Consider the following 25,744-nt stretch of genomic DNA (forward strand, 5'->3'; position numbering starts at 1 on the left):
ACCGGAGAGCCACACCGTGAGCGAGACCCAAGCGAGCGACACCGGACCGACCGAGACTGTGGAGCGGCACAGCTTCGGCGCCGAGGTCGGGCGCCTCCTGGACCTCGTGGTCCACGCCCTCTACTCCGAGCGCGAGATCTTCCTGCGCGAGCTCGTCGCCAACGCCGCCGACGCGGTCGACCGGCGCCGGTTCGGCGCCCTCACCGACGCCGCCCTGGCCCTGCCGGCCGACGCGAAGGTGCGGATCATGCCCGACAAGGCCGCCCGGACCCTGACCCTCTCGGATCCCGGGATCGGCATGGGCAAGGACGAGCTGGCGCAGAACCTCGGTACCATCGCGCGTTCCGGCACGCGGGCCTTCAGCCAGTCGCTCGCCGACGCCAAGCCCGAGGAGCGCCCGAGCCTGATCGGCCAGTTCGGCGTCGGCTTCTATTCCGCCTTCATGGTCGCCGACCGGGTCGAGGTCACCTCGCGCAAGGCCGGCAGCGACGAGGCCTGGACCTGGGCCTCGGAAGGGCAGGGCGAGTACACGCTGGCGCCGGCCACCCGGGCGGAGCCCGGCACCGACATCGTCCTGCACATGAAGGCCGATGCCGAGGAATACCTCGAGCCGCTCCGCCTTGAGACCATCGTGCGCAAGTGGGCCGACCACATCACCGTGCCGGTGACCCTGGTCCGCGACGGCGAGGAGGTGCCCGGCACCAAGGGCACGGCGCTCTGGCGCAAGCCCAAGGCGGAGGTGACCGAGGAGGAGTACACCGAGTTCTACCGCCAGGTCGCGCACGCCTTCGACAAGCCGTGGGCGACCCTGCACTGGCGGGCGGAAGGCCAGCTCGAATTCACCGCGCTGCTGTTCGTGCCGGGCATGAAGCCGTTCCTCGCCGTCGAGGAGGAGCGCGAGAGCAAGGTGCGCCTGCATGTGCGCCGGATGTTCATCACCGACCAGGCCGGGCTGCTGCCGTCCTGGCTGCGCTTCGTCCAGGGCGTGGTCGATACCGAGGACCTGCCGCTCAACGTCTCGCGCGAGATGCTGCAGGCGACCCCGGTGCTGGCCCGCATCCGCCGCGCGGTGATGGCCAAGGTCCTGTCGGAGCTGAAGACCCGGTCGAAGGACGCGGACGCTTACGCCCCGTTCTGGCAGGCCTTCGGGCCGGTGCTGAAGGAGGGGCTGTGGGAGGATGCCGAGCACCGCCAGGACATCGCCAACCTCTTGCGCTTCCGCTCCTCGACGGTCGAGGGCTGGACCTCGTTCGCCGATTACGTCGCGCGGATGAAGCCGAACCAGGAGGCGATCTACATCCTGGTCGGCGACGACGTGGAGGCGCTGAAGCGCTCGGCCCAGATCGAGGGCTTCTCCGCCCGCGGCCTCGAGGTGCTGCTGCTCTCCGACCACGTCGACGCGTTCTGGCCCGAGCGGTTCGACGCCTACGAGGGCAAGCCGATCCGCAGCATCACGCAAGGGGGCGACGACCTCTCGGCCTTCGAGCCCGAAGTCTCCGAAGCAGACACCCCGGCCGACCTCGCCGACCTGCTGCCGAAGCTCAAGGAAGCGCTGAAGGACGACGTGTCGGACGTGAAGGCGAGCCAGCGCCTCGTCGACAGCGCGGTTTTGCTGTCGGCCCCGGCCTTCGGGCCCGACCTGCAGATGCAGCGCCTGCTGCGCCGCGCCGGCCGCGGCGCCGGTGGCGGGATGGGTGGACAGCCGGTGCTGGAGCTGAACCCGCGCCACCCGCTGATCCGCCGCATCGCCGAGCGCGCGGCTGCCGGCGAGGATGTCGGTGAGGCGGCGCAGACGCTGGTCGACCTCGCCCACGTCCAGGGCGGCGACCCGCCGCGCGATCCCGTCGCCTTCGCCCGCCGCGTCGCGACAGCCCTGGCGCAGGGCTGACCGCGTCATCCCCCGGCCTCGCGGCGAGGCCGGGGGATGAGCGGCCGGGATCTTCGGAGGGTGCTGCCGGAGAGGCTCGCCCCGGCCCGGCCGATCGGCCGCCCAGCAGCGGATGTCCCATCGGGCGACCGGCACCGAGGAGCCGGCGCTGGACCGGCGGGAGCGGGACGGCGCGGCGCACCGCCCCGACCCGGAACGAGGCCCCGCCGCCCCGCTTTACTGTCGCGCGGCAGACGCTAACTTCCCGGCCGGAACGACGAGAACCCGCGCCGCAGCGCCGCGGGCGACCATGCGGGAGGCCGGCACGATGAATCCGCTGATCCGCAAGCTCGAACGGTTCACCCGCCTGAGCGACGCGGACAAGCGCCTGCTGCACCAGGCCGCCACGGCCCGGATCGTCAACTACGACACCCATCAGGACATCATCGCCGAAGGCGAGGAGCCGACCGACGTCAACCTGATCCTCGCCGGCTGGGTCTGCCGCTACAAGCAGCTCGCGGAGGGCGGCCGCCAGATCATGTCGTTCCTGCTGCCCGGCGACCTGTGCGACCTGAACATCTTCCTCCTGCGCCGGATGGATCACGCCCTCGGCACCCTCACCCCGGTAGTGGTCGCCAAGATCTCCCGCGACCTGCTCCAGAAAATGCTGAATGCCGACCCGCGCCTGACCCAGGCCCTGTGGTGGGAGGTCCTGGTCACGGCGGCGATCCACCGCGAATGGCTGGTCAATATCGGCCGGCGCACCGCGTTGGAGCGCGTCGCGCACCTGCTCTGCGAGGTGTATTTCCGCCAGCAGGCGGTCGGCCGGGTCAAGGACGGGCGGTGCGAGCTGCCGCTGACCCAGGCCGAGCTCGCCGACGCGCTCGGCCTCTCGGCGGTGCACGTCAACCGCACCTTGCGCGAATTGCGGGTGGCCGGTCTGATCGACTGGCGCGACAAGGCTCTGGCGATCCCGGATGTCGAGGGGCTGACGCGGGTGGCCCGGTTCGATCCGGATTACCTGCATCTGGATTACGAGGGCGAGAAGTTCGACGCGGCGTGTTAGCGTCAACCGACGATCGGCTCGTCGCGGTCTCGGGCCGACGAGGGCCGGAGGGGGCTGGTCGGTTCCTGCTCGTGCCGCGGCCGCAATCGATCACGACGCCTCTCTCCGCCGCTGATCCGCCTGCGATCGTCGCGGGCAGCCGGCTCGGACACGTTGAACTTGGGCCTCGATACTCAAGACCGAGATAACTACCGGTCACGACGCCCGGATATGACGATTAACACCACCCTTGTCTTGATTGGATCTATTACAAATAAGATTATATTTGTCTTCATGTGTGACATCTAGGTCATAGGCATGCCCGTGGCATGATGCAATTGAGTATCGTGTCACGCATCCCCTAGACGCTGTGCATCAGATCGACCCAATGTCCGCAGCATCAAAAGCCGGGGACGAGCGCAACGCGGTTCTCGGCCTATTGTATCGTTTGCATCAGACCGCGATACTTCGCTTCCTTGCGCGCAAAGTAGGCCGGGAGGATGCTCACGATCTGCTTCAAGAAACATTCGCAAAGATAGCTCGATCCGAAACGGATATCGCGAATATCGGCAACGATAAAGCTTTTTTGCTGCAAGTGGCAAGCAATGTAGCCGTCGACCATGGCCGCAGGATACGGCGGTCCAATCGTCTGATCGACCGCCACGAGGTCGATGCGCTGCTCGCTGTGCCGGATGAGACCGCACGTCCCGATCGCGCCGCGCAAGCGCGCATCGAAGGTCAGCACCTCGCACGGGCCGTCGCCGAGATGCCGCTCAGGCGCGCCGAGGTTTTCCGGCTGAGCCGGCTCGATGGGTTGAGCCATCAGGCGATCGCCACCCGCCTTGGCGTCTCGGTCCGAACGGTCGAAGCCGAGATCCGCATGGCGCTCGATCATTGCGCGGAGCGGCTCGACCGGGTCCGGCCGAAACGTTGATGGCGGTCCTGTCGGTGGCGAGACGTCGAATGATCCGGGCGAGGGGCGTATGGAACGGATGCGGCAACCGTGGCGGATCGGACGGCGCGGCGACGGTGAACATGACCAAGGTCCATGACGAGAACGGGCATCGTGACAGGCGTGACCGCATCGCGGGCGAAGCCCGCGCCTGGATCGTTCGCCTGACCTCGGGCGCGGCGACGGAGGCCGATGCCGAAGCCTGCGCAGCGTGGCGCGCCCAGCCGGAGCACGACGCGGCCTTCCTGGCGGCCGCCGATCTCTGGCACCGGACCGGGGTCGCCTTGCGCGGACACGTTCCCCCGGCGGACCGGCCGAGACCCAGCGCGCCGACCCGGCGCCATGTCCTGCGTCGAGCCGCCTGGGGCGTCGGCGCGGCGTCGGCCGCGGCGGCGTCCGGCGCAGTCGCCTTGCGCTGGCCCGAGCTCAGCGCGATGCATCGGACCGGGACCGGCGAAATCCGAACGATCACCCTCGCCGGGGGCACGCGCCTCGATCTCGATGCCGAGACCTCCGTCGACGTGAGTGCCGAGGCGCAGCGACAGGTCGTGACCCTCGTCACGGGCGCTCTCGTCGTCACGGCGACGGGCAGCCTGCCGGTCGCCGTGCAGGCCGGCGAGACACGGACGACGACCCGCGGCGGCGCGATCGGCGAGCTGGCCGTCACCTGTCGTCCGGCGCCTGATGGCGGCTGGCTCGGCAGCCGCGTCGTCACGGTCTCCTGCCTCGCCGGCGAAGCGGAAGTCAGATCAGGCCGGGAGACCGCTCCGACCCTGCTGCGGGCGGGCGACGGCATCGAGGCGGGGCAGGGCGCGTCGGTCGTCCGGAGGAAGGTCGACGATACCGCGGCGGCCTGGCGGCGCGGCTTGCTCGTGTTCCGGGATACCCCGCTCGCCGCCGTCGTGGACGATCTCAACCGTTACCGGCCGGGACGGATCGTCGTGGCCGGCACCGCCGCAGCCCGGCGCGTCACCGGCGTCTTCCACCTCGACCGGCCGAACGAGGCCCTGGCCAGCATCCGCACCGCGCTCGGCCTCTCCGAGTATCGTTTGGGCGAGCGCTTCATCCTCCTGCGCTGATCGCGCACCAAAGTTTTTTTGCGGGCCTCGCACGCCCGGGCGTCTCAGCAACCAGGCAGGCACGAACGACCTGCCGGTGAGCAGCGGCAAGCTGCGCGGAGATGGTGGGCCCATGAGCAGGTGTGTACGGGGTGCAGAGCGACAGGGACGTCGGATGGCGGCAGGATTGAGCGGTCTCGCGGCTTTCGTGGCCGCCATACCGGCGCCCGCCTCGGCGGGTCTCGTCACGGGGCCGGATCTCGGGAGCGCCATCGGCCAGGTGGTGCGCGTGTCGGCGGTCGCGCAGCAGGCCGACGACGCGGCCTTGGCCTTCACGATCCCCGCCGGCCCGCTCGACGAGGCGCTGACCGCCTTCGCGACGGCCAGCGGCGTGCAGCTGATCTACGACGCGCAGGCCTCGCGGCAACTCCGGTCGGTCGGCCTGTCGGGCCGGTTCGGCCGCGACGAGGGCTTGCGCCGGCTGCTCGCCGGCACCGGCCTCGTCCCGCACTTCGCGAGCCCGCGCACGGCGACCCTGGTGCGCGTTGTGGCCGAGGTCGCGCCGACCGGGCAAGCATCGACCGGGCAAGAGGGGGCGACCGTGCTCCTCGACATGGTCGAGGTGTCGGGCGAGAGCGCCGCCGGTCCCGTCAGCGGCTACGTCGCGCGCCGGAGCGCGACGGCGACCAAGACCGGCACGCCGATCCTGGAAGCCCCGCAGGCCATCAACGTCATCGGCCGCAAGGAGATCGAGGATCGCCAGGCCCAGACCCTGACCCAGGTGCTGCAATACACGCCCGGCGTCGTCGGCCAGTACGGCAACACCGACCTGCGGGTCGACTGGCTCACCGTCCGGGGCTTCGTGCCGGGGCGCTACCTCGACGGTCTCCGGCTTCCGTTCGGCGCCCGCGGCTACTCGCAGCCGCGCATCGAGCCCTATGGACTGGAGCGCGTCGAGCTTCTGAAGGGACCCTCCTCCGGACTGTACGGGCAGAACTCGCCGGGCGGGCTCCTGAACCTCGTCAGCAAGCGGCCGAGCGCCGTGCCGATCCGTGAGATCCAGCTTCAGACCGGCAGCTTCGGCCGCGCCCAGGGTGCGTTCGACCTCTCCGGCCCCGTCGATCCGGACGGCAAGATCCTGTACCGGCTCACCGGCCTCGGACGGACCACGGGCACGCAGGTGGACTTCCTCGAGGAAGACCGCCTCTTCATCGCCCCGAGCGTGACATTCCGCCCGGATGCCGACACCAGCCTGACGATCCTGTCGCAGTACCTGAAGATCGACTCGCCCGGGGGCGGCGCGCCGCAGGCCCTGCCGACGCTCGGCACCCTCTACACCAACCCGCGCGGACGCATCCCGACCCGCCGCTTCATCGGAGAGCCGAACTACGACCGCTTCCGCCTGGAGCAGGGCTTCGTCGGCACCGCCTTCGAGCACCGGTTCGACGACGTCTGGACCGTGCGGCAGAACCTGCGCGTCGCCCATGTCGACGCCGAGACGCAGCGCGTGCAGGGCATCGGCCTGGGCGCCAACGGCCGCACCCTGTCGCGCTACGCCTGGGCCTTCCCGGAGCGTTCGACCCTGTTCAACGTCGACAACCAGGCCGAGGCGCGCTTCCGCACCGGCCCGTTCGCCCATACGCTGCTCGTCGGGCTCGATTACCTGCGCGAGGACGCGCGCTATGACGAGTCGCAGCTGCGCATCGTTCCCTCGATCGACGTGTTCGCGCCGGTCTACGCCAACACCGTGACCCGTCCGCCCCTGGGCACGCGGATCACGCAGGGCCGCAACCAGACCGGCCTCTACGCACAGGACGAGATCCGCTTCGGCGGGTTCACGCTGACGCTCAGCGGACGCCAGGACTGGGCCGATGCGGTGACCCGCACCCGCACCGTGACGACGGGCGCGCTCACCCAGGTCCGCCAGGACGATGCCGCCTTCACCGGACGGGTCGGGCTGAGCTACCTCTTCGACGGCGGGCTTTCGCCCTATGTCAGCTACGCCACCTCGTTCCAGCCGACCTCGGGCACGAACCGTCTCGGCGCGCCCTTCGCCCCCACCACCGGCGCGCAGGTCGAGGCCGGCATCAAGGCGCAGCCAGTCGGCACCAACCTGCTCCTGACGGCTGCCGTCTTCGATCTGACGCAGCAGAACGTCCTGACGCCCGACAGCCTGGACATCCGCTTCAGCACCCAGGCCGGCGAAGCGCGCGTCCGCGGCGTGGAGCTCGAGGCCAAGGCGAGCCTGACGGACAGCCTCGATCTGATCGCCTCCTACGCGGCGATGAACAGCGCGTTCACCAAGGCGAACACCAATGCGGCCGGCGTCAGCATCGTCGGGAACGAGCTGCCCTTCGTGCCGCGGCAGCAGGCCGCTGCGTGGCTCGACTACACGGTTCGGACCGGGCCTTGGGCGGGATTCGGGCTCGGGGCCGGTCTCCGTTACATCGGCGCATCCGTGGGCGACAACGCGAACCTCTATCGGATCCCGGTCGTCACCCTGGTCGATGCCGCGATCCGCTACGATTTCGGCTACCGGTACCCGACGCTGAAGGGCGTGGATCTCGCGGTGAACGCGACGAACCTGTTCGACAAGACCTACGTGACGACCTGCATCGCGGCAACGGGCTGCTACTACGGCAACCGGCAAACGATCCTGGCGACGCTACGCTATCGTTGGTGAGACGCGATCTCGTTCGGTCGATGACCGACGGCACCCGGGCACGCCGGATGCCGTCACCCTCAGCGCATCCCGCGCCTCAGATCATCCGCGATCAGCAGCGCGCTGCGCCCATCCCCGGCCTCTGCCAGGCGCGTCCGGTAGACCTGGAGGTTCTCGGTCACCCGCTGGACGTAGTTGCGGGTCTCGGTGAACGGGATGCGCTCGACCCAGTCGACCGGGTCGACGCCCGGATTCCGCGGATCGCCGTAGGCGTCGATCCACTTCTTCACGTTGCCGCCGCCGGCATTGTAGGCCGCGAAGGCGAGGATGTAGGAGCCGCGCCAATCCTCCATCAGCTCGCCGAGATGGGCTTGGCCGAGGCGGGCATTGTAGGCGGGATCGCTGGTCAGGCGGTCGGTGTCGAAGGCGGCGCTGACCCGGCGGGCGGTGCGCTGCGCCGTGGCCGGCATCATCTGCATCAGGCCGCGGGCGCCGACGCTCGATTGCGCCCGCGGGTCGAACTGGCTCTCCTGCCGGGCGATGGCGAAGACCATCGCGCGCTCGACCTGCGGCACCGCCGACGAGGCCTCGTAGGACGGGATGCCGTTGGTCGGGTAGGCGTGCCGGTCGAGCGGCAGGCCGCGCTGCACCGCGGTCTTGCCGATCGCCACCAGGGCGCGGGGATCGTTGAGCGACATCGCGATGTCGCCGAGCGCGTTGAGCTCGGCCGGCTCGGTCAAACGCTGAGCGAAATCCATGTAGAGCGGCAGCAGCAGCTCCTTGAGGCCGGCCGCCGCCAGCAGGCGCAGGGCCCGCACGGCGTTGCGGTTCTCGAAGGCGGTGCGGGCGTCGTCGCTGAGCGTGCTGCACGGGCGCAGCGCCAGGGAGGGCTGGCCGAGCTTCGCCCGGGCGAGCTGGCCGTAATAGGCGATCGGCTGCTGGGCCGCACGCTCGTAGAAGGCCTTGGCCTCCGGCGCCTCGCCCGCGGCCTCCGCCGCCCGGCCCTGCCAATAGGCCGCCCGCGCGACCGAGATCGGCGTCTCGGCGATCGCCGCGGCGGTCGCGAAGTGCCTTGCGCTCAGGGGCGCGTCGTTGAGGAAGCGGAGCGCGATCCAGCCGGCGTGGAACTCGCCCTCGATGCGCTTCTCGACCGTGCGGGCGCTGTGGCCCGCGGCGACCGCGTAGGCGGTCTTCGCGTCGCCGCCGTCGAGGAGCTTGCGGGCGACGATGCGCCGCTCGATCCACCACTCGTCGGGATCGGCCAGCACCTCGGGGTTGCGCGGCGCCTGCGCCATCACGGCGGCGGCCTCGGCCGGCTTGTCGAGGCGGCGCAGGTACTGGGCGCGGGAGAACAGGTAGGAGGAATCCTGGCGCAGGCTCGGCGGCACGGCGTCGAGGGCCGACCCGGCATTCGCGGCCTTGGCCTCGACGGCGCGGCGGGCGCGGACCAGGGTGCCGTAGGCCTTGCCGGCGTAGGCCGCGGCGCGGCCGGCGGTCTCCCAATCCTCCCGCATCAGCGCCCGCTCCATGCGGTAGCGGTGATCGACCTCGCCGACGAGGCCCGGGAAGGCATCGAGCACCCGCAGTTCCAGGGTGCGGCCGAACGTGTCCTCGCGCCACAGGTCGCGCACCAGGCCGGCGGCGTCCTCGTCGAGCCCGTCGGCCTTGAAGGCCAGCGCCAGGGCGAACTTGCCCGGCGCGCTCTGGGGCCGACGGGCGGCGAAATAGGCCCGCACCAGGGCGGGCGACTTGCGCTGGGAGAGCAGGGCCTCCTCGGCGCGGCGGCGCACCATGGCGCCGACCGGCCAATCCGGGTTGTCGCGGATGAACGCCACGGTGCGCTCGAAGCCGATGCCGGCCCCGGCGCGGATCGCCACCCAGTCGAGCAGGGTGCGGGCGGCGGGATCCTTGATCCCGTCGCGGATCCGGTCGCCCTCGCTGACCTGACCGCGCCGGTAGGCCTCGACCGCGCCGCGCAGGGCCGGGCCGTCGACCTCGGTGCCCAGCACCGGCCGGCCGGGATCGGGCACGCTCGGCACCGGGGCCTGCGGGGCGATCGCGGCATCCGGGGCGGGGAAGGGGATCGGCGCCTCCGCGTCGGCGGAGGCGAAGGCGGCCGCCGCGAGCGGCAGCCGCGCCCCGACTTCGGCCGTGCCCGGGCCGTCCTCGTCGCTGCGCTCGACCGCGCGGATGGGCGTGGCCGCGGGCAGGGGCGTGGCGGCGAGAGGTGTCGCGGGAAGGGCCGCATCGGGCGGCGGCGCCATCACCGTCGAGCCGCCGAGGGCCGACAGCGAGGTCAGCGCGGCACCGGACACCGTGAGGGCGAGGACCGCGAGGCGGCGCCGTCGAGGCGAGAGCAGCATGGTTCCCGTTCCCGTTGAGCATTGTCCGACGAGACCGACACCGGTTCGTCGAAAAATGCGGCAAACCAAAGACCCGGAGCCTGGCGCGATCGCGGAGCGATCGGGTGAGACCCCAAACGTTCGAGTGACCGGAGCGCGAATGACCGGGCGCCCATGGTGGAATCGTCGCATTAAGAAGCAATTAACCCTGGCCGCCGATCGCGCCGGAACACGATCGGTTGCCGGGGCGTTCGCGCGCGCCACCCGGAGCGCGCGTGCTGGGCCGGCGCGGCGGAGCGTTTGCGCGCGGGCCGCCGAGGTTCTATGTGTCGGACGCCGGACGGCCGAGTTGGTCCCCCAATGCAGGTTTCCTTGGTGATCCTCATGCGGGCCGGCCTCCCAACCAGACATCCCGGGGGCGCCGCCGCCCCGCCCGGGCGAGGAACGCCAGAATGACGTCGACGCAGATCTCGCAGCGCCTGAGGGGCTCGCTCACCGCCCTGGTGACGCCGTTCCGCGACGGCGCCTTCGACGAGCACGCCTTCCGGGCCTTCGTGGCCTGGCAGATCGAGAACGGCACCCACGGCCTGGTGCCCACCGGCACCACCGGCGAGAGCCCGACGCTCAGCCACGCCGAGCACGACCGGGTGGTCGAGGCCTGCATCGACGAGGCCGCCGGCAAGGTGCCGGTGGTGGCCGGTGCCGGCTCCAACTCCACCGCGGAAGCGGTCGAGCGGGCCCGTCATGCGGAGAAGGCCGGGGCGGACGCGCTGCTCATCGTCACGCCGTACTACAACAAGCCGACGCAGGAAGGGCTGTACCAGCACTTCAAGGCGGTGAACGATGCGGTCGGCATTCCCATCCTGATCTACAACATCCCCGGCCGCTCGGTGATCGACATGAGCGTCGACACCATGGCGCGGCTCTACGAGCTTCCGAACATCGCCGGCGTGAAGGACGCCACCGCCAACGTGGCCCGGGTCAGCCTGCAGCGCCAGGCCATGGGCGAAGACTTCGTGCAACTTTCTGGCGAAGATGCGACGGCCCTCGGCTTCATGGCGCATGGCGGCCACGGCACCATCTCGGTGTCCTCGAACGTCGCGCCGCGCCTCTGCGCCGACTTCCAGGAGGCCTGCCTCGCGGGCGACTTCCGCACCGCGCTCGGCCTCCAGGACCGCCTGATGCCGCTCCACACCCACCTCTTCGCCGAGACCAACCCGTCGCCGACGAAGTACGCGCTCGCCCGCCTCGGCCTGATGAGCGAGGAGGTGCGCCTGCCGATGGTGCCGGTGGGCGAGGGGACGCGCGCCCTGGTCGACGGCGCGCTGCGCCACGCCGGCCTCACCAACGGCTGAGCCGCTCCTATATGTAGGACGGGAGCCCCGAGGGCTCCCGTCGCCCGCCTCCCAGGATCCCCGCCGCCCGATGGCCAAGAAACCCGAGTCGAAGAACCGCGTCGTCGCCGACAACCGGAAGGCCCGCTTCAACTACGAGATCACCGACACGGTCGAGGCGGGCATCGCGCTGACGGGCACCGAGGTGAAGTCGCTGCGCGGCGGCAAGGCGACGATCGGCGAGGCCTTCGCCGGCCCCTCCGGCAACGACCTCCTGCTGTTCAACGCCTACATCCCCGAATATCTCGAGGCGAACCGCTTCAACCACGACACCAAGCGGCCCCGCCGCCTGCTGCTGCATCGGCGCCAGATCGACAAGTTCATCGGCGCGACGCAGCGCGAGGGCTACACGGTGGTGCCGCTGAAGATCTATTTCAACGAGCGCGGCCGGGCGAAGGTCGAGCTGGGGCTCGGACGCGGCAAGAAGCTCCACGACAAGCGCGAGACCGCCAAGGAGCGCGACTGGCAGCGCGACAAGGCGCGGCTGATGCGCGACAAGGGCTGAGCGCGCGGCAGTTTTCGCGTTCGCAGCACAACACGCCGCACTGACACCGCCGCCCCCGCCCCCTACCATCCGCAGGCCTAGGCTCGAGCGGAGGCGCCGATGTTCGTCGAAGGGGGATGGAAGCCGCCCTGGGAGCCGCCGCCGCGCCCGCCCCAGCCCCGGCTGACCGGGCGCCAGGAGCGTGTGCTGGTCTGGATCATCGTCGTCAACATCCTGCTGTGGTTCATGGCCCCGATCGGCGGCGCGACCGTGATCCACGCGGCCCTCGCGATGATGCATTAGCGGGGTCCCCGCAACCCGGCCCCGCGCCACCCCGAATTGCCGCTGAGCCGACCCCCGTGCTAGCGCGACGTCCCGACCCACGGACGTAAGCGAGCATCATGGCGCGGCGCCCCCTCCTTTCCGGCGACATGCTGCCGCTGCTCGCCCGGCTGTGGCGCGACTGGCTGAGGCCGCATGCCGGCACGCTGGCGATCGTGCTGGTGCTGATCGCGGTGATCGGCGCCGCCACCGGCTTCTACCCGACCCTGATCAAGGCCGCCTTCGACGCCTTCGACGCCAAGGATGCCGGCGCGCTCGCCTACGGCCCGGTCCTGGTGATCGCCGTCACCGCGGTGCGCGGCTTCGCGCTGCTCGGCCAGACGGTGCTGACCAACCGGGTCGTCACCCGGATCGAGGCCGACATGCAGGCGGCGCTCTACGGCCACATCATCGAGCAGGACCTGGCCCAGCTCGGCCGCGAGAGCCCGGCGAGCCTGACCCAGCGCTTCACCACCGATTTCGCCTTCATCAAGGAGGCGCTGACGCGGATCTCCACCGTGCTGCTGCGCGACGTGGCGATGCTGATCGCGCTCGTCTGCGCCATGGTGTGGATGGACCCGTGGCTGACGCTCGTCGCCGGGATCACCGTGCCGTTCGTCGCCGGGCCGATCGCCCGGATCGGCAAGAAGCTGCGCCGGGTCTCGACCTCGACCCAGGAGCAGGTCGGCCTCACCGCGAGCCTGATCAGCGAGAGCCTGGCCGGCGCCCGGGTCGCCAAGACCTACGGCCTCGAGGGCTACCTCAAGGGCCGCACCCGCGACGCCCTCGACGAGGTGCGCCGCCTGAAGATGAAGGCCGCCAATGCCCGCGGCCGGCTCGACCCGCTGCTCGAGATCGGCGGCGGCCTCGCGGTCGCGGGCGTGCTCGCCTTCATCGGCCACCGCATCCTCGCGGGCGAGAAGACGGTCGGCGACTTCACCGGCTACGTCGCGGCCCTGCTGCTCGCCGCCCAGCCGGCGCGGGCGCTCGGCAACCTCAACGCCATCCTGCAGGAGGCGCTCGCCGCCCTGTCGCGCACCTTCGCGCTGATGGACGAGGCGCCGACGATCCAGGAGAAGCCGGACGCCCGGGCCCTGGCGGTCGCCGGCGGCGAGGTCCGGTTCGAGGGCGTGCGCTTCCGCTACCGCGACGACGCCCCGGCGCTGGAGGGCATCGACCTCACCGTCCCGGCCGGACGCACGACCGCGCTCGTCGGCCGCTCGGGGTCGGGCAAGTCGACCCTGCTGTCGCTGGTGCCGCGGCTCTACGACGTGGCCGAGGGCCGGGTCCGAATCGACGGTCAGGACGTGCGCGACGTGACGCTGGCCTCGCTCCGCCGCGCCGTCGCGGTGGTGTCGCAGGAGGTCGTCCTGTTCGACGACACCATCGCGCAGAACATCGCCTTCGGCCGCGAGGGCGCGAGCCGAACCGAGATCGAGGCGGCGGCAAGGGCTGCCGCCGCGCACGACTTCATCACCGCGCGGGCGGAAGGGTACGACTTCCGGGTCGGTCCCGCCGGCAACCGGCTGTCGGGCGGCGAGCGCCAGCGCATCGCGCTCGCCCGGGCTTTCTTACGCGACGCGCCGATTCTGCTCCTCGACGAGGCGACCTCGGCGCTCGACGCCGAATCCGAGCAGCTGGTCCAGGCGGCCCTGACCCGGCTGATGCGGGGCCGCACCACGCTGGTCATCGCCCACCGCCTCTCGACGGTGCGCGACGCCGACCTGATCGTCGCCATGGAGGGCGGCCGGGTCGCCGAGGCCGGCAGCCACGCGGCCCTGATCGCCCGCGGCGGCACCTATGCCCGCCTGCACCGGCTCCAGCTCACCGACGACCGGGAGCCCGCCCCGGCGGCGGCGACGTCGTGAGGCAAGCCGGAACGGAGCCGCCGGCCGGCCGGCGGCTCGCCGAGGGCGTCACCTTCGCGCTCGTCGCGGTGAGCCTCTGGGGCGGCTGGTTCGTCGTCACCCGTCGGACGGTGGGCGCCGGAGGCACGCTCGGGCCCGCCGACCTCGTGGCGCTCCGCTTCGGCATCGGCGGCCTCGTGCTGCTGCCGGTCCTGCTCTTGCGCCTGCGCGGCCTCGGCCGGGACGCCGTCGTCGACGGCCTGATCCTGTTCGTCGCGCAGGGCGCGCCCTTCGCGCTGCTGATCTCGGTCGCCCTGCGCCACGCCCCGGCCGGCCATGGCGCGGCGCTGACGCCGGGGACGATGCCGCTCTTCGCCGCGCTCTTCGGCGCCTTGGTGCTCGGCGACCGGCCGGGCCGCCTGGCGCTGGCCGGCCTCGGGCTGATCGCCGCCGGGGCGCTGACCCTGGCGGGCGGGTTTCGCGATGCCGACGAATTGTTCGGCTACGCCTTGTTCCTCACCGCGGCCTTCCTGTGGGCCGCCGGCGCGGTGCGGATGCGCCGCTCGCGCCTCACGGCCTTGGAGGCGACGGCGCTGATCTGCGTCGGCTCGCTCGTCAGCTACATCCCGCTCTACCTCGCCTCGGGCCTGTCGCGGATCCTGGACGCACCGCCGGCGGAGGTCGCGATCCAGGCGCTCTACCAGGGCGTGCTGGTGAGCGTGGTGGCGCTGGTCGCCTTCAACCGCTCCCTGGCGCTGATCGGCCGGCGCACCCCGGCCTTCACGGCGCTCGTACCGGTGATCGCCACCCTGCTGGCGATTCCGATCCTCGGCGAGGTCCCGGACCTGCTCCATGTCGGGGCGATCCTGGCGATCGGGGCGGGGGTGCTGCTGACGACGCGGGGGTGAGCGTCACTCCCGCCGCAACAGCCGATCCACCAGCAGGTCCGACCACAACCCGGCGCGGAAATCGCGCTTCAGCGCCTCCGGGTCGTAGACGTGCTCGACCCAGTCCATGAAGCTCAGGCCCTTGGGCTCGCCTTCCGTGAGGTAGCGCTCGAAGAAGGCATCGAGGATGCCGGTCTTGGCGAAGCGGAAATGGCCGAACCGGGCCGAGAGCTGGCGCGCCGCCTCGCGCACCGGGCGCTCCTCGTGCAGGATCAGGTAGAGGGCGGCGGCGAGCCCCGCCCGGTCGGCGCCGGACTTGCAGTGCAGCACCGCCGGATAGGCGAGGCCGGCGAAGAAGTCCCTGGCGGCCAGCAGCGTCGCCTTGTCGGGCGCCTCGCGCGACCGCATCACGAACTCGACGAGCTGGAGCCCCTCGCGCTCGCAGGCCTCGCGCTGCAGCTGCCAGGAGCCGTGCTCGCGCCCGCCGCGCAGCGAGATGATGGTCCGCACGCCCTGGCGCCGGAACCAGGCGAGGTCGTGCGGCCCCGGCTGGGCCGAGCGCCAGACCAGCCCACGCCCGATCCGGTGGCGGTTGAGATAGGCCAGGCGGAACACGCCGTGATCGACGAGCAGCATGTTGGCCCAGGCGCGCAGGCGGCCGCCCGGGCCGGCGATCGGCTGCTCCCAGCGGGCGATGCGGGCCATGCGGCGGGCGTAGCGGGTCTCGGGCGGGAGGAAGCGATTGAGCACGAAGGGGCAGGCGCCTGGCTGGAAGGGTCGCGATTCGCACGGACGGGCAGGGTGCCGCTCTACCAGCCGCGTGACCCGGCCGCAACGACGCCGCCGCAGATGAGCCGGCGCAGAAGCCTGGCATTGCGCTTGCGACGCTCCCCCCGCATCGTAGGGACGCGATCCGTCGGCTAACAATCGGGGGGAATGACCGTGAGCACTCAGGTCGTCAGCATTCGCAGGGCCCGGGAGCAGGATGCCGGGATGCTGTCGGAGATCTTCGACGCCGCCTGGCGCGAGGCTTATCAGGGCATCATCCCGGGCGTCGCCCTCGACCGGATGCTCGCCCGGCGCGGGCCGCGCTGGTGGCGCTCCACCCTCGGCCGCAGCCGGCCGCTGGTGGTGCTGGAACTGGGCGAGAGCGTCATCGGCTACGTCTCCTACGGCCGCTGCCGCGACCGGGCCCTCAAGGCCGAGGGCGAGATCGACGAGATCTATCTCGCGCCGACCTACCAGGGCCTCGGCTACGGCACCCGGCTGTTCCGGGCGGTGCGCAACGACCTCGCCGACCGGGACGTGCGCCGGGTTGCGGTCTGGTCGCTCACCGAGAACGACCGGGCGCGGGACTTCTACGAGCGGATGGGCGGGCGCGTCGTCGCCGAGGCCTGCGACCGCATCGCCGGGGCCGAGCTGCACAAGGTCGCCTACCTGTTCGGATGACGCGGGAGACGGCGGCGGGGCGGCCTGCCCGTGAATTGACCGCCCGGGCGCCGTAACCTGCCCAATCGATACTCATCCGCAGCAACGGGCTCGGGCTGGCCGGTTTTCGCGATCGGCTGGGCCGGGACGGAACTTGTCCTCGACTGTGACGGCCTCCGTTGCATCCCGGCGCTTGTGCCCGCGCCCGCGGCCCTCTAAGGACCGCGCCATTCAGGGGCGCTCTCGCCCTTGCAGGGAGTTCTCACATGCGCCTCGACGCCATCTCCATCGGCAAGAACCCGCCCGAAGACGTCAACGTCGTGATCGAGGTTCCGGTCGGCGGCGAGCCGATCAAGTACGAGATGGACAAGGATGCCGGGACGCTGATCGTCGACCGCTTCCTCTACACCGCGATGCATTATCCGGGGAACTACGGCTTCATTCCCCACACCCTGTCGGGCGACGGCGACCCGTGCGACGTGCTGGTCGCCAACACCCGGGCGATCGTCCCCGGCGCGGTGATGAGCGTGCGCCCGGTCGGCGTGCTGGTGATGGAGGACAATGCCGGCGAGGACGAGAAGATCATCGCCGTGCCGTCGCGCAACCTGACCAAGCGCTACGACCGCGTCGAGAACTACACCGACCTGCCCGACATCACGATCCATCAGATCCAGCACTTCTTCGAGCACTACAAGGATCTCGAGCCCGGCAAGTGGGTGAAGATCGTGCGCTGGGGCGACAAGGCCGAGGCGCAGCGCCTGATCCTCGAGGGGATCGAGCGGGCCAAGAAGGCGAAGTAAGGACGTCGGGCGTTCAGCGCCCAGAACCCTCCCCCGCCGCGGGGGGAGGGTGCCCCGCGGCGCGGGAGAGAAACGAGCCACGCTTCCGGATCGGGCGGAAGCGGTGTGAAGGGCTCCGCCTGGATCGGCGTCGCGCTGTCCCTCTCCCGACTCCTGCTGGCGCAGGGGCCGCCCTCCCCACAGAGGGGGAGGGTTTCCGTGCCTCCCCAGCGCGGTTTCTCAGACAGCCCGCGCCTGCGCGGCCGTGCCCCTCCGCGGCGCCTTCACGGCATCATTGTAGGGCGCGTTGTAGGCCCGGCGCACCGAGGCCCAGTAGGCCTCGCGCTCGCGGGCCGAGAGGCGTCCGAGCGCGGCATTGAGGGCGGCCTCGCCGGCGGCTTCCAGCCCGCGCAGCTGGTCCGGGGTGACGTCGTGAACGGTGGTCATGGTGAAGGGGTCCCGAGCCCGGTTGGGTTCGGTCGCCACCATGCCACAAGCGCTGCCGTTCCGCACGCCTCCACTTGCTTCGTCCACTTGCCGCAACCACGCCACGCCCTACGGCACCGCCCGGTCGCGTTGCCATCGGACCGCATTCCAGGCCTTTGTCTTCGCGGCACTGTCCTCGACGGACCGGCATCCGCGCCGTCGATCGAGACCCCGGCGACGTCCGCGCGCTTGCGCGAACGTGACCGTGTCAGCGCGTGCCGCCCTTGGCACCCGAGAAGGCCGGGTTGCGGTCGGCGGCCCGGGCGGCGCTCGGCGGCAGGCCGTCGGCCTGGCGCGGCGGGCCCCAGGCGGGCAGCGGCGCGCCGGGCGTCACGCCGCCCTTTTGTCGCTCCTTGCTCCAGCCGTAGCCGGCATTGACCCCGGCGTAGAAGCCGGTGAAGTCCTCGGCCGCGGCGGGAGCGGGGAGGGCACTCATCAGGGCAAGCCCCAGAAGGGCGGCGCCCAAACGGAAAGGAGCGGTGGCCAGGGGCCACCGCTCCGTCCGTGTCGCTCGATCATCCGTGCGGAAATGCACCGAGGATCAGTCCACGCTGATGCTCTGCGCCTCGCGGCCCTTCATGCCCTCGACCACGCCCATGGTGACCGGCTGGCCTTCGGCGAGGGACTCGAGGCCGGCGCGGGCGAGCGCCGAACGGTGGATGAAGACGTCCTTGCCGCCGTCATTGACCGAGACGAAGCCGAAGCCCTTGGCCGGGTCGTACCACTTCACTGTGCCGCTCATCTCGGTCGACGGACCGGAGGCGAAGCGGCCACCGCCGCCACCGCGCTCGGGACGGTCACCGAAACTGCCGCCACCGAAGCCACCGCTGCGCGGCGGACGGGGATCGCGACGGACCGGGGCCTCGGCCGTGCTGGTGTCCACGCTGGTGATGTTGGTCACCTGCGGGCCCTTCTGGCCCTGCGCGGTCTGCACGGTCAGGCGAGTGCCGGGCATGAGGTCGGCATGGCCGGCCGCCTCGACGGCGCGGATGTGGAGGAAGGCATCGCCCGAACCGTCGCCGAGTTCGACGAAGCCGAAACCCTTCTCCTTGTTGAACCACTTGACCGTCGCGTCACGCTCCGGCCCGGAAGGGGCAGCGCCACCGCGCGAGGCACCGCCGCCGAAGCCACCGCCGCCGCCGCCGAAGCCGCCACCGCCGTAACCACCGCCGCCGCCACCACCGTAGCCGCCGCCACCGCCACCATAGCCACCGCCGTAGCCGCCGCTCGGCTGAGCCTGATCAGGCCACCGCGGCTCGCCGCCACCCTCGTCGAAGCCGCGACGGCGCGGCTCCCTGAAATCACGACCACGTCCCATTAGAAGCTCGCCAAAACGTAAAAACCGCCGACCACCCTTGTACCCCGGTGCGCCCTGTACCTGACAGCGAACGCCTCGAGATCGTTCCATTCCCGGTTGCGGTGACCAAGATGACCGCCACACTCCTGACGCAACTCAGACCGTACCGCAAGGCGGATCTGCCACGCGTGGCGATGACGGGGGTTACTTTCTCACGTCGGAGCACGGATTGACAGCCCGATTCGCCATCTTTTCCCCGTGTCTTTCACGCACCAGTGTGGCGTATGAGCACGGCCATGCTCCTCCCGATGGGGAGCCCCGGAAGCGGGGAGGGACCCGCGTGCCGCCGCGGCGCGTTGGCCTCCCGGTTTTCGACCGCCGCGCCTGTTCGTCTTGTTTGCCGAGGATCCGATGCCGGCCCCTGCCTTCCGCCCGTCGCGCCGTCACGCCGATCTCGGCCCCGACTTCTACGACGTCGTCGCGCCCGCCCGCTTCCCCGCCCACATCCTGCGCCATCGCAACCAGCCCTGGGCCGAGCGGGTCGGCCTCGGCGGGCTCAGCGACGAGGAGTGGGTCGCGCATTTCGGCCGCTTCGTCGCGCTTCCCGGCAGCTTCCCCGAGCCGCTGGCCCTGCGCTACCACGGCCACCAGTTCCGCAGCTACAACCCCGAACTCGGCGACGGTCGCGGCTTCCTGTTCGCACAACTGCACGACCTGAGGGACGGCCGTCTGCTCGATCTCGGGACCAAGGGCAGCGGGCAGACGCCGTGGTCGCGCACCGCGGACGGCCGGCTGACCCTCAAGGGCGGGGTGCGCGAGGTGCTGGCGACCGCGATGCTCGAGGCGCTCGGGGTCGAGACCTCGAAGTCGTTCAGCCTGATCGAGACCGGGGAGGCCTTGATGCGCGGCGACGAGCCGTCGCCGACCCGCTCCTCGGTGCTCGTGCGGCTCAGCCACTCGCATGTCCGCATCGGCACCTTCCAGCGCTTCCGCGCCCACGGCGACACCGACAACCTGCTCCGGCTGCTCGACCACGCGGTCCGCACCTACCTCCCGGAGACGTGGCGCGACGACCCGGCCGACCGGGCGGCCTCCTTCCTCACCGAGGTCTGCCGCCGCGTCGCCCGGATGGGTGCGCAGTGGATGGCGGCCGGGTTCGTCCACGGGGTGCTCAACACCGACAACATCAACGTGACCGGCGAGAGCTTCGATTACGGCCCCTGGCGCTTCGCCCCGGTCAACGATCCGGGCTTCACCGCCGCCTATTTCGACGAGACCGGCCTCTACGCCTTCGGGCGCCAGCCGGAGGCGCTGGGCTGGAACCTCGCGCGGCTGGCCGAATGCCTGCTGCCGCTCTCCGATGAGGCGCGGCTGGGGACCGCCATGGACGCCTACGGCCCGGCCCTGCAGGAAGCCTTCGCCCACGCGATCCTGCGGCGGCTCGGCCTCGCGGTGCCGGCGGACGAGGCGGCGATGCACGCGCTCGTCGGCGCGTTCTGGGCCTTCCTGCAGACGAGCCGGGCGCCGTTCGAGCAGGCCTTCTTCGACTGGTATGGCGGGCTCGCCAGCCAGGACCGCGCCGCCCGCAGCCCGGCCGCCGCCTCTTATCAAGGAGATGGCTTCGCGCGGGTGCGCCAGGCGCTCGCCGGCCTCAGCCCCGATCCCTCGGCGCGGCTCGACCACCCGTACTTCGCGCAAGCCACACCGTGCACGATGCTGATCGACGAGGTCGAGGCCCTGTGGGCGCCGATCGCGGCCACCGACGACTGGTCGGCCTACCACGCCAAGCTCGCCGCCATCGCCACGATGGCGGAGGCCTACGGCACCCGGCCGTCAGCGCCCTGAGACGCCGGCCGCGCCGCCGGGGCGTCGGCGCCGCGCGGATCGCCCCCTCCCTTGAGGTCGACGTCGCGGAACAGGTGGCGGCCGAGGGGATCCATGCGGTAGCCGGTCACCTCCCGCCGTGCCGCCACGAACACCGCCGAATGGGCGATCGGCACCCACGGCACCTCGCGGGCGAAGATCGCCTGCGCCCGCCGGTAGAGCGCGGCCCGGGCGTCCTGGTCGGGGGTGCGGCGGGCCTGCGTCACCAGGGTGTCGAAGGCCGGATCGCACCAGCGGGCGACGTTGCTGCCGCCGGACTGCGCCGGCACGCAGGCGAGCAGCACGCCGAGGAAGTTGTCCGGGTCGCCGTTGTCGGCAGTCCAGCCGAACAGCGCCATCGCGGGCTGGCCGGCCAGCATCCTGGCCCGATAGGCGCTCCACTCGTCGGTCATCAGCCGCAGCCGCACGCCGATGCGGGCGAGGTCGGCCTGGATCATGTCGGCGACGCGCCGGCCGTTGGGATTGTAGGCCCGGCTCACCGGCGGGTACCACAGCTCGGCCTCGAAGCCGGAGGGAAAGCCGGCTTCGGCCAGCAGCCGCTGCGCCCCGGGCCGGTCGAGGGGCGGATCCCTTAGGGCCGGATCGTGCCCCCAGAGGTTCGGCGGCAGGGGCGAGCGGGCCACCGTGCCGCCCGGCCCGTAGACCCCCGCCACGATCGCCGCCTTGTCGATCGCCATCGCGACGGCGCGGCGCACCCGCAGGTCGTCGAAAGGCGGTCTCAGCACGTTGAGGGCGAGGTAGCCGATGTTCAGCTCCTCCTCCCGCATCAGGGTCAGGCCCGGATCGGCCTGGATCGCGGCGAGGTCGGCCGGGTTGGGGAACGGCATCAGGTGGCACTCGCCGGCCCGGAGCTTGGCGAGGCGCACCGCCGCGTTCGGGGTGATCGAGAAGACCAGGGTGTCGATCGCCGGGCGGCCACGCCAGTGCTCGGGGAAGGCGCGGTAGCGCAGGGCGATGTCGGGCTGGAACGCCATGAAGCTGAACGGCCCGGTGCCGATCGGCTCGCGGTCGAACCGTGCGGCCTCGCCGGCGGCCAGGAGCGCGGCGGCGTATTCCGCCGACTGCACCGCCCCGAGCGTCATGGCGATGTTCGGCAGGAAGGTGGCGTCGGCCTGGCGCAGGCGGATATGGACCGTGCGGGCATCGGGCGCCTCGACCGCCTCGATCAGGTCGGGCAGGCCGAGGTCGCGAAAATACGCGTACTGGCCGCCCGACACCGTGTGGAACGGGTGGTCCGCGCGCCATTGCCGGGTGATCGAGAACACCACGTCCTCGGCGGCGAGCGGCCGGGTCGGCTGGAACCGGGCGTTGCGGTGGAAGCGGATTCCGGGGCGGAGCGTGAAGGTGTAGTCGCGCCCGTCCGGCGAGACCGTCCAGGATTCGGCGAGGCTCGGGCGGATCGAGGTGGTGCCGGGCTCGAACGCCACCAGGGTGTCGAAGACCGGCCAGGCCGCATCCATCCCGGTCGTGGTGGTGACGAGCTGCGGGTTCAGCGATTCGGGATTGCCCTCGGAGCAGAACACCAGGGTCTTGGCGGCGGCGGGGAGGGAGGCCGCGACGAGCGCGAGCGCGGCGCCCAGGACAGAAGCCAGGGTCGCGCGCCGCGCGCCCGGTCGGCGTATCCCGACAGGTCGATCCATCCCGGGTCTCTCACCCCCTCGCGGCCGCCGTCACGGCCCGGCCATGCTTGGCGTGAGTACACACCGAAAGGCGGGAATTCCCAAGAGGCGCCGCGCAAGAGGTTCCGTGCAGGAGGTTCCGTGCCGACCGCGCCCTATCGCGCCGCCGCGGCCTGGGGCACCGGCGCCTGTCGCAGCGGCACCGCGGGCGCGAGGCGGCACGGGAACTCGACCCGCACCACCGTGCCGCGCCCGGCCTCGCTCTCGACAGCGATGCGGCCCTGCAGCTGCCCGGTGACGAGGTTGTAGACGATGTGCATGCCGAGCCCCGAGCTGCCGCTGTGGCGGGCGGTGGTGAAGAACGGATCGAAGATGCGCTCGCGATCCGCCGCCATGATGCCGCGCCCGTCGTCGCGCACTTCGAGCCGCACGAAATCTCCCTCGCGCGCGACCGCGACGGTGATGCGCCCGGCCTCGCCCGCCGCGAAGGCGTGCACCACGGCGTTCTTGACCAGGTTGGTGATGATCTGCGCCAGCGCCCCCGGATGGGTATCGACCTCGAACTCGTCGGGGGCGTCGAGATCGAGGCGGTGCCCACCCCGGCGCAGGAGCGGCCCAAGGCTGCGCAGCAACTCGCCGAGCCACTCGCGCAAGAAGAAGCGGCGGTGCTCGTCGCTCACCCGGTCGACCGCGACCTGCTTGAAGCTGTGGACGAGGTCCGCGGCGCGGGCGAGGTTGGCGGTCAACAGGTGCGAGCCCTCCTGCATCCGGTCGACGAAGTGGGTCAGGCGCGAGCGCGAGAGCTGCCCGGTCCGCGCCACCTCGCCGAACTCGCGCGCCTCGTCGCGGACCAGGGTGGCGGTGGTGACCGCGATGCCGAGCGGCGTGTTGATCTCGTGCGCCACCCCGGCGACGAGCTGCCCGAGGGAGGCGAGCTTCTCGGCCTGGATCAGGTCGGACTGGGTCTGGCGCAGCTCGGCCAGCGTCCGGTCGGCCTCCTCCTTGGCGCGGCGGAGCGCCCGCTCGCGCCGGCCGATCTCCTCGACGAACATCGCGGTGGCCCGCGCCATGTCGCCGAGCTCGTCGCGCCGGCGCCCGACGGCGGCACCGACATCGCCCGCCGCCATCTCGCGCCGGCCCGGATCGGCGGCGAGGGCCAGCATGCCGCGCTGAAGCTGGCGCAAGGGGGCGGTGATCGAGCGCGCCACCACGAGGCCGACCGTCGAGCCGAGCACGAGGCCGGCCCCGGCGCCGACGAGCAGCAGCCGCAGCAGGAAGGTGCCGAAGCGGTCGGCATCGTCGATGAAGACCTCGTTGAGGCTGCGGGCGGTCTCGCCGATCACCGCCGCGAGGCCGTCCATCGCGGCGATGCCCTCGTTCTGCCGGCGCAGGCCCTCGACCGTGGTGCCGAGGCGCTCGCGCCAGCCGTCGATGGCCTCGATCATCTCGCCCTGGATCAGCGGCGAGATCGGCAGGGCCGCGGCGGTCTCGGACAGGCGGCGCCCGTCCTCGAGCATCGCGGCGGCCGCCGGCACGTCGCGCCGGCGCAGGGCCTCGGCGGTGCGCTGCCCGAGCTTGAGGGTCTCGAGCGCGATGTTCTGGGTCGCCTGCTCGGTCTCGTTGGCCTGTACCGCGTAGGAGAGGAGCTGGGTCACCTCGTCGTGCAAGGCGCGCTGGGCCGAGCCGTCGATCTTGAGCACCCGGTCGCACCACTCGTCGAGGACGTTGACCGGGGAGGGGAGCGGCGGGTGGTCCGGGACCACGCCACCGGCGGCGACCGGGCGCGGCTCCTCGCCGCCGCGCCAGGCCTCGTAGGCGGCGGTCAGGATCAGGAGCTCCTCGGCTTCCGCCCCGCGCCCGTCGCCCTTGAGCGCCGCCGCGAGGTCGCGGGCGGCGTTGCGGACATGGACCATCGACACCGGGACCATCGCAGCAGGCTCGGCGGAGCGCTCCCCGGACGGCGCGGTGCCGGCCCGCCGCAGCGCATCGATCTCGGCCTCCGCCACCAGGGCGCGCAGCTCGTTGACGGCGCCGACCACGTCGCGGACCTGGCGCAGGGTGGCGGCCTTGGCGGTGAGCGAGACGACGAGGTCGGTATTGGCGGCGCGCTGCCGGTCGCGGGCTTGGTCGGCGAGGCTCACCAGGGCATCGGCGCGGGCGGCCATCTCGGCGGTCAGCCCGTCATTCTCCCGGGTGATCCGCACCAGGGCCTGCATCTGGTCGATCGAATCCTTGAGCGCGGCGCGGGCCGCCTCGATCCGGGCCGCCTGGTCCGGGGTGCGGGCGTAGCGGCGCAGCTCGTCGAGGGAGCCGGCCGATTCGGCAGTCAGGCGGGCGAAGCGCTCGGCATGGTCGGTGCGCTCGGCCGGGCGCGCCGCCAGGAACTCGTCCCGCACCGTCGTCGACAGGGTCAGGGTGCGGTAGATCGCGCCGGCCAGCACCGCGCCGTCCCGGGCCCTCTCGGCCTGGGCGAGCAGCAGCCAGCCCGCGAGCGCGATCAGCGCCGCGATGGTGATCGGCAGGCCGCCGACGAGGAAGATCTTGTGGCCGACCCGCATCGTGGCCCCGCTCCGCCGCGGGTGACGACTATGCATCAATTCTCAAGGTCTGCCAGACCGGGCCGCCGCGTCACGGGCCGGCCCCCTGCCGGGCCGGATGGCCGCGGGCGCCGCCGCGAGACCGGAGAGACGGCAGGCCCGGGCGGCGCCCGATGGTCCGCGCCTCGGGCGGCGGGCGCGCCGCGCGGGACTTCCCCGGGCTCTCGGGACGCGGCGCCGGCCGGAGCAGGGGAGCCGGCCGGCAGGCGGCGCAGCGGCCTAGCCGCGGCTCCCAGCCAGGCGCCGGAGGCGGGCTGGCACGGTGAGCCGGAGGCTGGCCCGCGCCGGATGCGGAGGGCGCCCCGCCCAGGAGGGCGTGCAACGCCTCCCGCTCCGCGGGGTCGCCGTCCAAGAACGCGTCCAGGAGATCGGCGCTGAAATGCGGCATGACGGCCTCGTCGCCGCATCAGCCGACCGACACCCGGCCCGGGATCCGGGCCGGCGCGGGCGAACGCTGCCGCTCGATCACCCGCACCGGCCGGCGCGGCTCGGCCGGGCTGGCGGGCTGCAGGCAGCTCTCGGGCAGATAGGGCCAGGTCGCGCCCGCGCAGACCGGGCCGGCGGCGGGGGCCGACGGGACCGGCACCACCGGCGCGGGATCGACGGGGGCCCGGCCGGAGAGGGTCGCGGGCGCCTCCTCGGCCAGGCGCGGCACCACGGTCCGCGTCGTCTCGACGATGCCGACCGTCAGCATCGCACTCACCAGGATCATCCGCGCCACAATCATCGTCGCCTCCTCGCAGCCCTTTGTGTCTCCGGGCTCTTGTGGCGAGGGGTATAGGCGCGGTGCATGTC

The 25,744-nt window shown here is 71.8% G+C and carries 21 protein-coding genes; 13 read left to right on the forward strand and 8 right to left on the reverse strand.

Going from position 1 to position 25,744, the window contains the following annotated elements; genetic code table 11:
• Window positions 1–16 precede the first annotated feature (16 nt).
• The 5 genes from htpG to FF100_RS17395 all read left to right on the forward strand — a co-directional run bounded on the left by htpG (window position 17) and on the right by FF100_RS17395 (window position 7,605).
• The gene (htpG, locus tag FF100_RS17375; protein ID WP_139036942.1) at window positions 17–1,888 is read left to right on the forward strand and encodes a molecular chaperone HtpG; all 1,872 of its coding nucleotides are present in this window, start codon (window positions 17–19) and stop codon (window positions 1,886–1,888) included.
• A gap of 307 nt (window positions 1,889–2,195) precedes the next feature.
• Window positions 2,196–2,933 (forward strand): Crp/Fnr family transcriptional regulator, encoded by a 738-nt coding sequence (locus tag FF100_RS17380; protein ID WP_139036943.1) that lies wholly within the window; start codon window positions 2,196–2,198, stop codon window positions 2,931–2,933.
• A gap of 367 nt (window positions 2,934–3,300) precedes the next feature.
• Window positions 3,301–3,846, forward strand: a complete 546-nt coding sequence (locus tag FF100_RS17385; protein ID WP_139036944.1) for an RNA polymerase sigma factor — start codon at window positions 3,301–3,303, stop codon at window positions 3,844–3,846.
• A 101-nt stretch (window positions 3,847–3,947) separates the two neighbouring features.
• A complete protein-coding gene (locus FF100_RS17390; RefSeq protein WP_139036945.1) occupies window positions 3,948–4,943 on the forward strand; it encodes a FecR family protein in 996 nt (331 codons plus the stop codon).
• Window positions 4,944–5,097: 154 nt separating this feature from the next.
• Window positions 5,098–7,605: a TonB-dependent siderophore receptor gene (locus FF100_RS17395; protein ID WP_139036946.1), complete on the forward strand. Its 2,508-nt coding sequence runs from the start codon at window positions 5,098–5,100 to the stop codon at window positions 7,603–7,605.
• Window positions 7,606–7,664: 59 nt separating this feature from the next.
• Here the strand turns inward: FF100_RS17395 and FF100_RS17400 are convergent, their stop codons facing one another.
• Window positions 7,665–9,947: a lytic transglycosylase domain-containing protein gene (locus FF100_RS17400; RefSeq protein ID WP_139036947.1), complete on the reverse strand. Its 2,283-nt coding sequence runs from the start codon at window positions 9,945–9,947 to the stop codon at window positions 7,665–7,667.
• A 431-nt stretch (window positions 9,948–10,378) separates the two neighbouring features.
• On the opposite strand from FF100_RS17400, the gene dapA reads away from it, so the two are divergent.
• The 5 genes from dapA to FF100_RS17425 all read left to right on the forward strand — a co-directional run bounded on the left by dapA (window position 10,379) and on the right by FF100_RS17425 (window position 14,880).
• Window positions 10,379–11,281, forward strand: coding sequence for a 4-hydroxy-tetrahydrodipicolinate synthase (gene dapA / locus FF100_RS17405; protein ID WP_139036948.1), 903 nt, complete (start codon window positions 10,379–10,381; stop codon window positions 11,279–11,281).
• A 70-nt stretch (window positions 11,282–11,351) separates the two neighbouring features.
• The gene (gene smpB, locus FF100_RS17410) at window positions 11,352–11,825 is read left to right on the forward strand and encodes an SsrA-binding protein SmpB (RefSeq protein ID WP_139036949.1); all 474 of its coding nucleotides are present in this window, start codon (window positions 11,352–11,354) and stop codon (window positions 11,823–11,825) included.
• A gap of 99 nt (window positions 11,826–11,924) precedes the next feature.
• Window positions 11,925–12,107 carry a hypothetical protein gene (locus tag FF100_RS17415; RefSeq protein ID WP_139036950.1) on the forward strand — a complete coding sequence of 61 codons (183 nt, stop codon included), beginning with the start codon at window positions 11,925–11,927 and terminating at the stop codon, window positions 12,105–12,107.
• Between the two features lie 98 nt (window positions 12,108–12,205).
• Window positions 12,206–13,993: an ABC transporter ATP-binding protein gene (locus tag FF100_RS17420; RefSeq protein WP_171070212.1), complete on the forward strand. Its 1,788-nt coding sequence runs from the start codon at window positions 12,206–12,208 to the stop codon at window positions 13,991–13,993.
• Entirely contained in the window at window positions 13,990–14,880 is an 891-nt protein-coding gene (locus FF100_RS17425) for a DMT family transporter (protein WP_139036952.1), read from the forward strand. The genes FF100_RS17420 and FF100_RS17425 overlap by 4 nt, the downstream gene beginning before the upstream one ends.
• Before the next feature lie 3 nt (window positions 14,881–14,883).
• Here FF100_RS17425 and FF100_RS17430 read toward each other — a convergent pair whose 3' ends face one another.
• Window positions 14,884–15,609, reverse strand: a complete 726-nt coding sequence (locus FF100_RS17430) for a fused DSP-PTPase phosphatase/NAD kinase-like protein (RefSeq protein WP_139036953.1) — start codon at window positions 15,607–15,609, stop codon at window positions 14,884–14,886.
• A gap of 192 nt (window positions 15,610–15,801) precedes the next feature.
• Here FF100_RS17430 and FF100_RS17435 point away from each other — a divergent pair, with 192 nt between their 5' ends.
• Window positions 15,802–16,308 (forward strand): GNAT family N-acetyltransferase, encoded by a 507-nt coding sequence (locus FF100_RS17435; protein ID WP_139036954.1) that lies wholly within the window; start codon window positions 15,802–15,804, stop codon window positions 16,306–16,308.
• 245 nt (window positions 16,309–16,553) lie between these two features.
• The gene (gene ppa, locus FF100_RS17440) at window positions 16,554–17,087 is read left to right on the forward strand and encodes an inorganic diphosphatase (protein WP_048428447.1); all 534 of its coding nucleotides are present in this window, start codon (window positions 16,554–16,556) and stop codon (window positions 17,085–17,087) included.
• A 219-nt stretch (window positions 17,088–17,306) separates the two neighbouring features.
• Here ppa and FF100_RS17445 read toward each other — a convergent pair whose 3' ends face one another.
• The 3 genes from FF100_RS17445 to FF100_RS17455 all read right to left on the reverse strand — a co-directional run bounded on the left by FF100_RS17445 (window position 17,307) and on the right by FF100_RS17455 (window position 18,870).
• Window positions 17,307–17,513 carry a hypothetical protein gene (locus FF100_RS17445; RefSeq protein WP_139036955.1) on the reverse strand — a complete coding sequence of 69 codons (207 nt, stop codon included), beginning with the start codon at window positions 17,511–17,513 and terminating at the stop codon, window positions 17,307–17,309.
• Window positions 17,514–17,760: 247 nt separating this feature from the next.
• Window positions 17,761–17,988, reverse strand: a complete 228-nt coding sequence (locus tag FF100_RS17450; RefSeq protein ID WP_139036956.1) for a hypothetical protein — start codon at window positions 17,986–17,988, stop codon at window positions 17,761–17,763.
• A 105-nt stretch (window positions 17,989–18,093) separates the two neighbouring features.
• Window positions 18,094–18,870, reverse strand: coding sequence for a cold-shock protein (locus FF100_RS17455; RefSeq protein WP_139036957.1), 777 nt, complete (start codon window positions 18,868–18,870; stop codon window positions 18,094–18,096).
• Window positions 18,871–19,260: 390 nt separating this feature from the next.
• Between FF100_RS17455 and FF100_RS17460 the strand changes: the two genes are divergently transcribed.
• Window positions 19,261–20,694 carry a protein adenylyltransferase SelO gene (locus FF100_RS17460; RefSeq protein WP_139036958.1) on the forward strand — a complete coding sequence of 478 codons (1,434 nt, stop codon included), beginning with the start codon at window positions 19,261–19,263 and terminating at the stop codon, window positions 20,692–20,694.
• Here FF100_RS17460 and FF100_RS17465 read toward each other — a convergent pair.
• The 3 genes from FF100_RS17465 to FF100_RS17475 form a co-directional block, all read right to left on the reverse strand.
• Complete coding sequence (locus FF100_RS17465) at window positions 20,667–22,373, reverse strand: ABC transporter substrate-binding protein (RefSeq protein ID WP_139036959.1); 1,707 nt, start codon at window positions 22,371–22,373, stop codon at window positions 20,667–20,669. The genes FF100_RS17460 and FF100_RS17465 overlap by 28 nt on opposite strands.
• A 134-nt stretch (window positions 22,374–22,507) precedes the next feature.
• Window positions 22,508–24,910, reverse strand: a complete 2,403-nt coding sequence (locus tag FF100_RS17470) for a sensor histidine kinase (RefSeq protein ID WP_139036960.1) — start codon at window positions 24,908–24,910, stop codon at window positions 22,508–22,510.
• Between the two features lie 445 nt (window positions 24,911–25,355).
• Window positions 25,356–25,676 carry a hypothetical protein gene (locus FF100_RS17475; RefSeq protein WP_139036961.1) on the reverse strand — a complete coding sequence of 107 codons (321 nt, stop codon included), beginning with the start codon at window positions 25,674–25,676 and terminating at the stop codon, window positions 25,356–25,358.
• Between the last annotated feature and the right edge of the window lie 68 nt (window positions 25,677–25,744).

The sequence above is a fragment of the Methylobacterium terricola genome, assembly GCF_006151805.1.
Classification (GTDB): Bacteria; Pseudomonadota; Alphaproteobacteria; order Rhizobiales; family Beijerinckiaceae; genus Methylobacterium; species Methylobacterium terricola.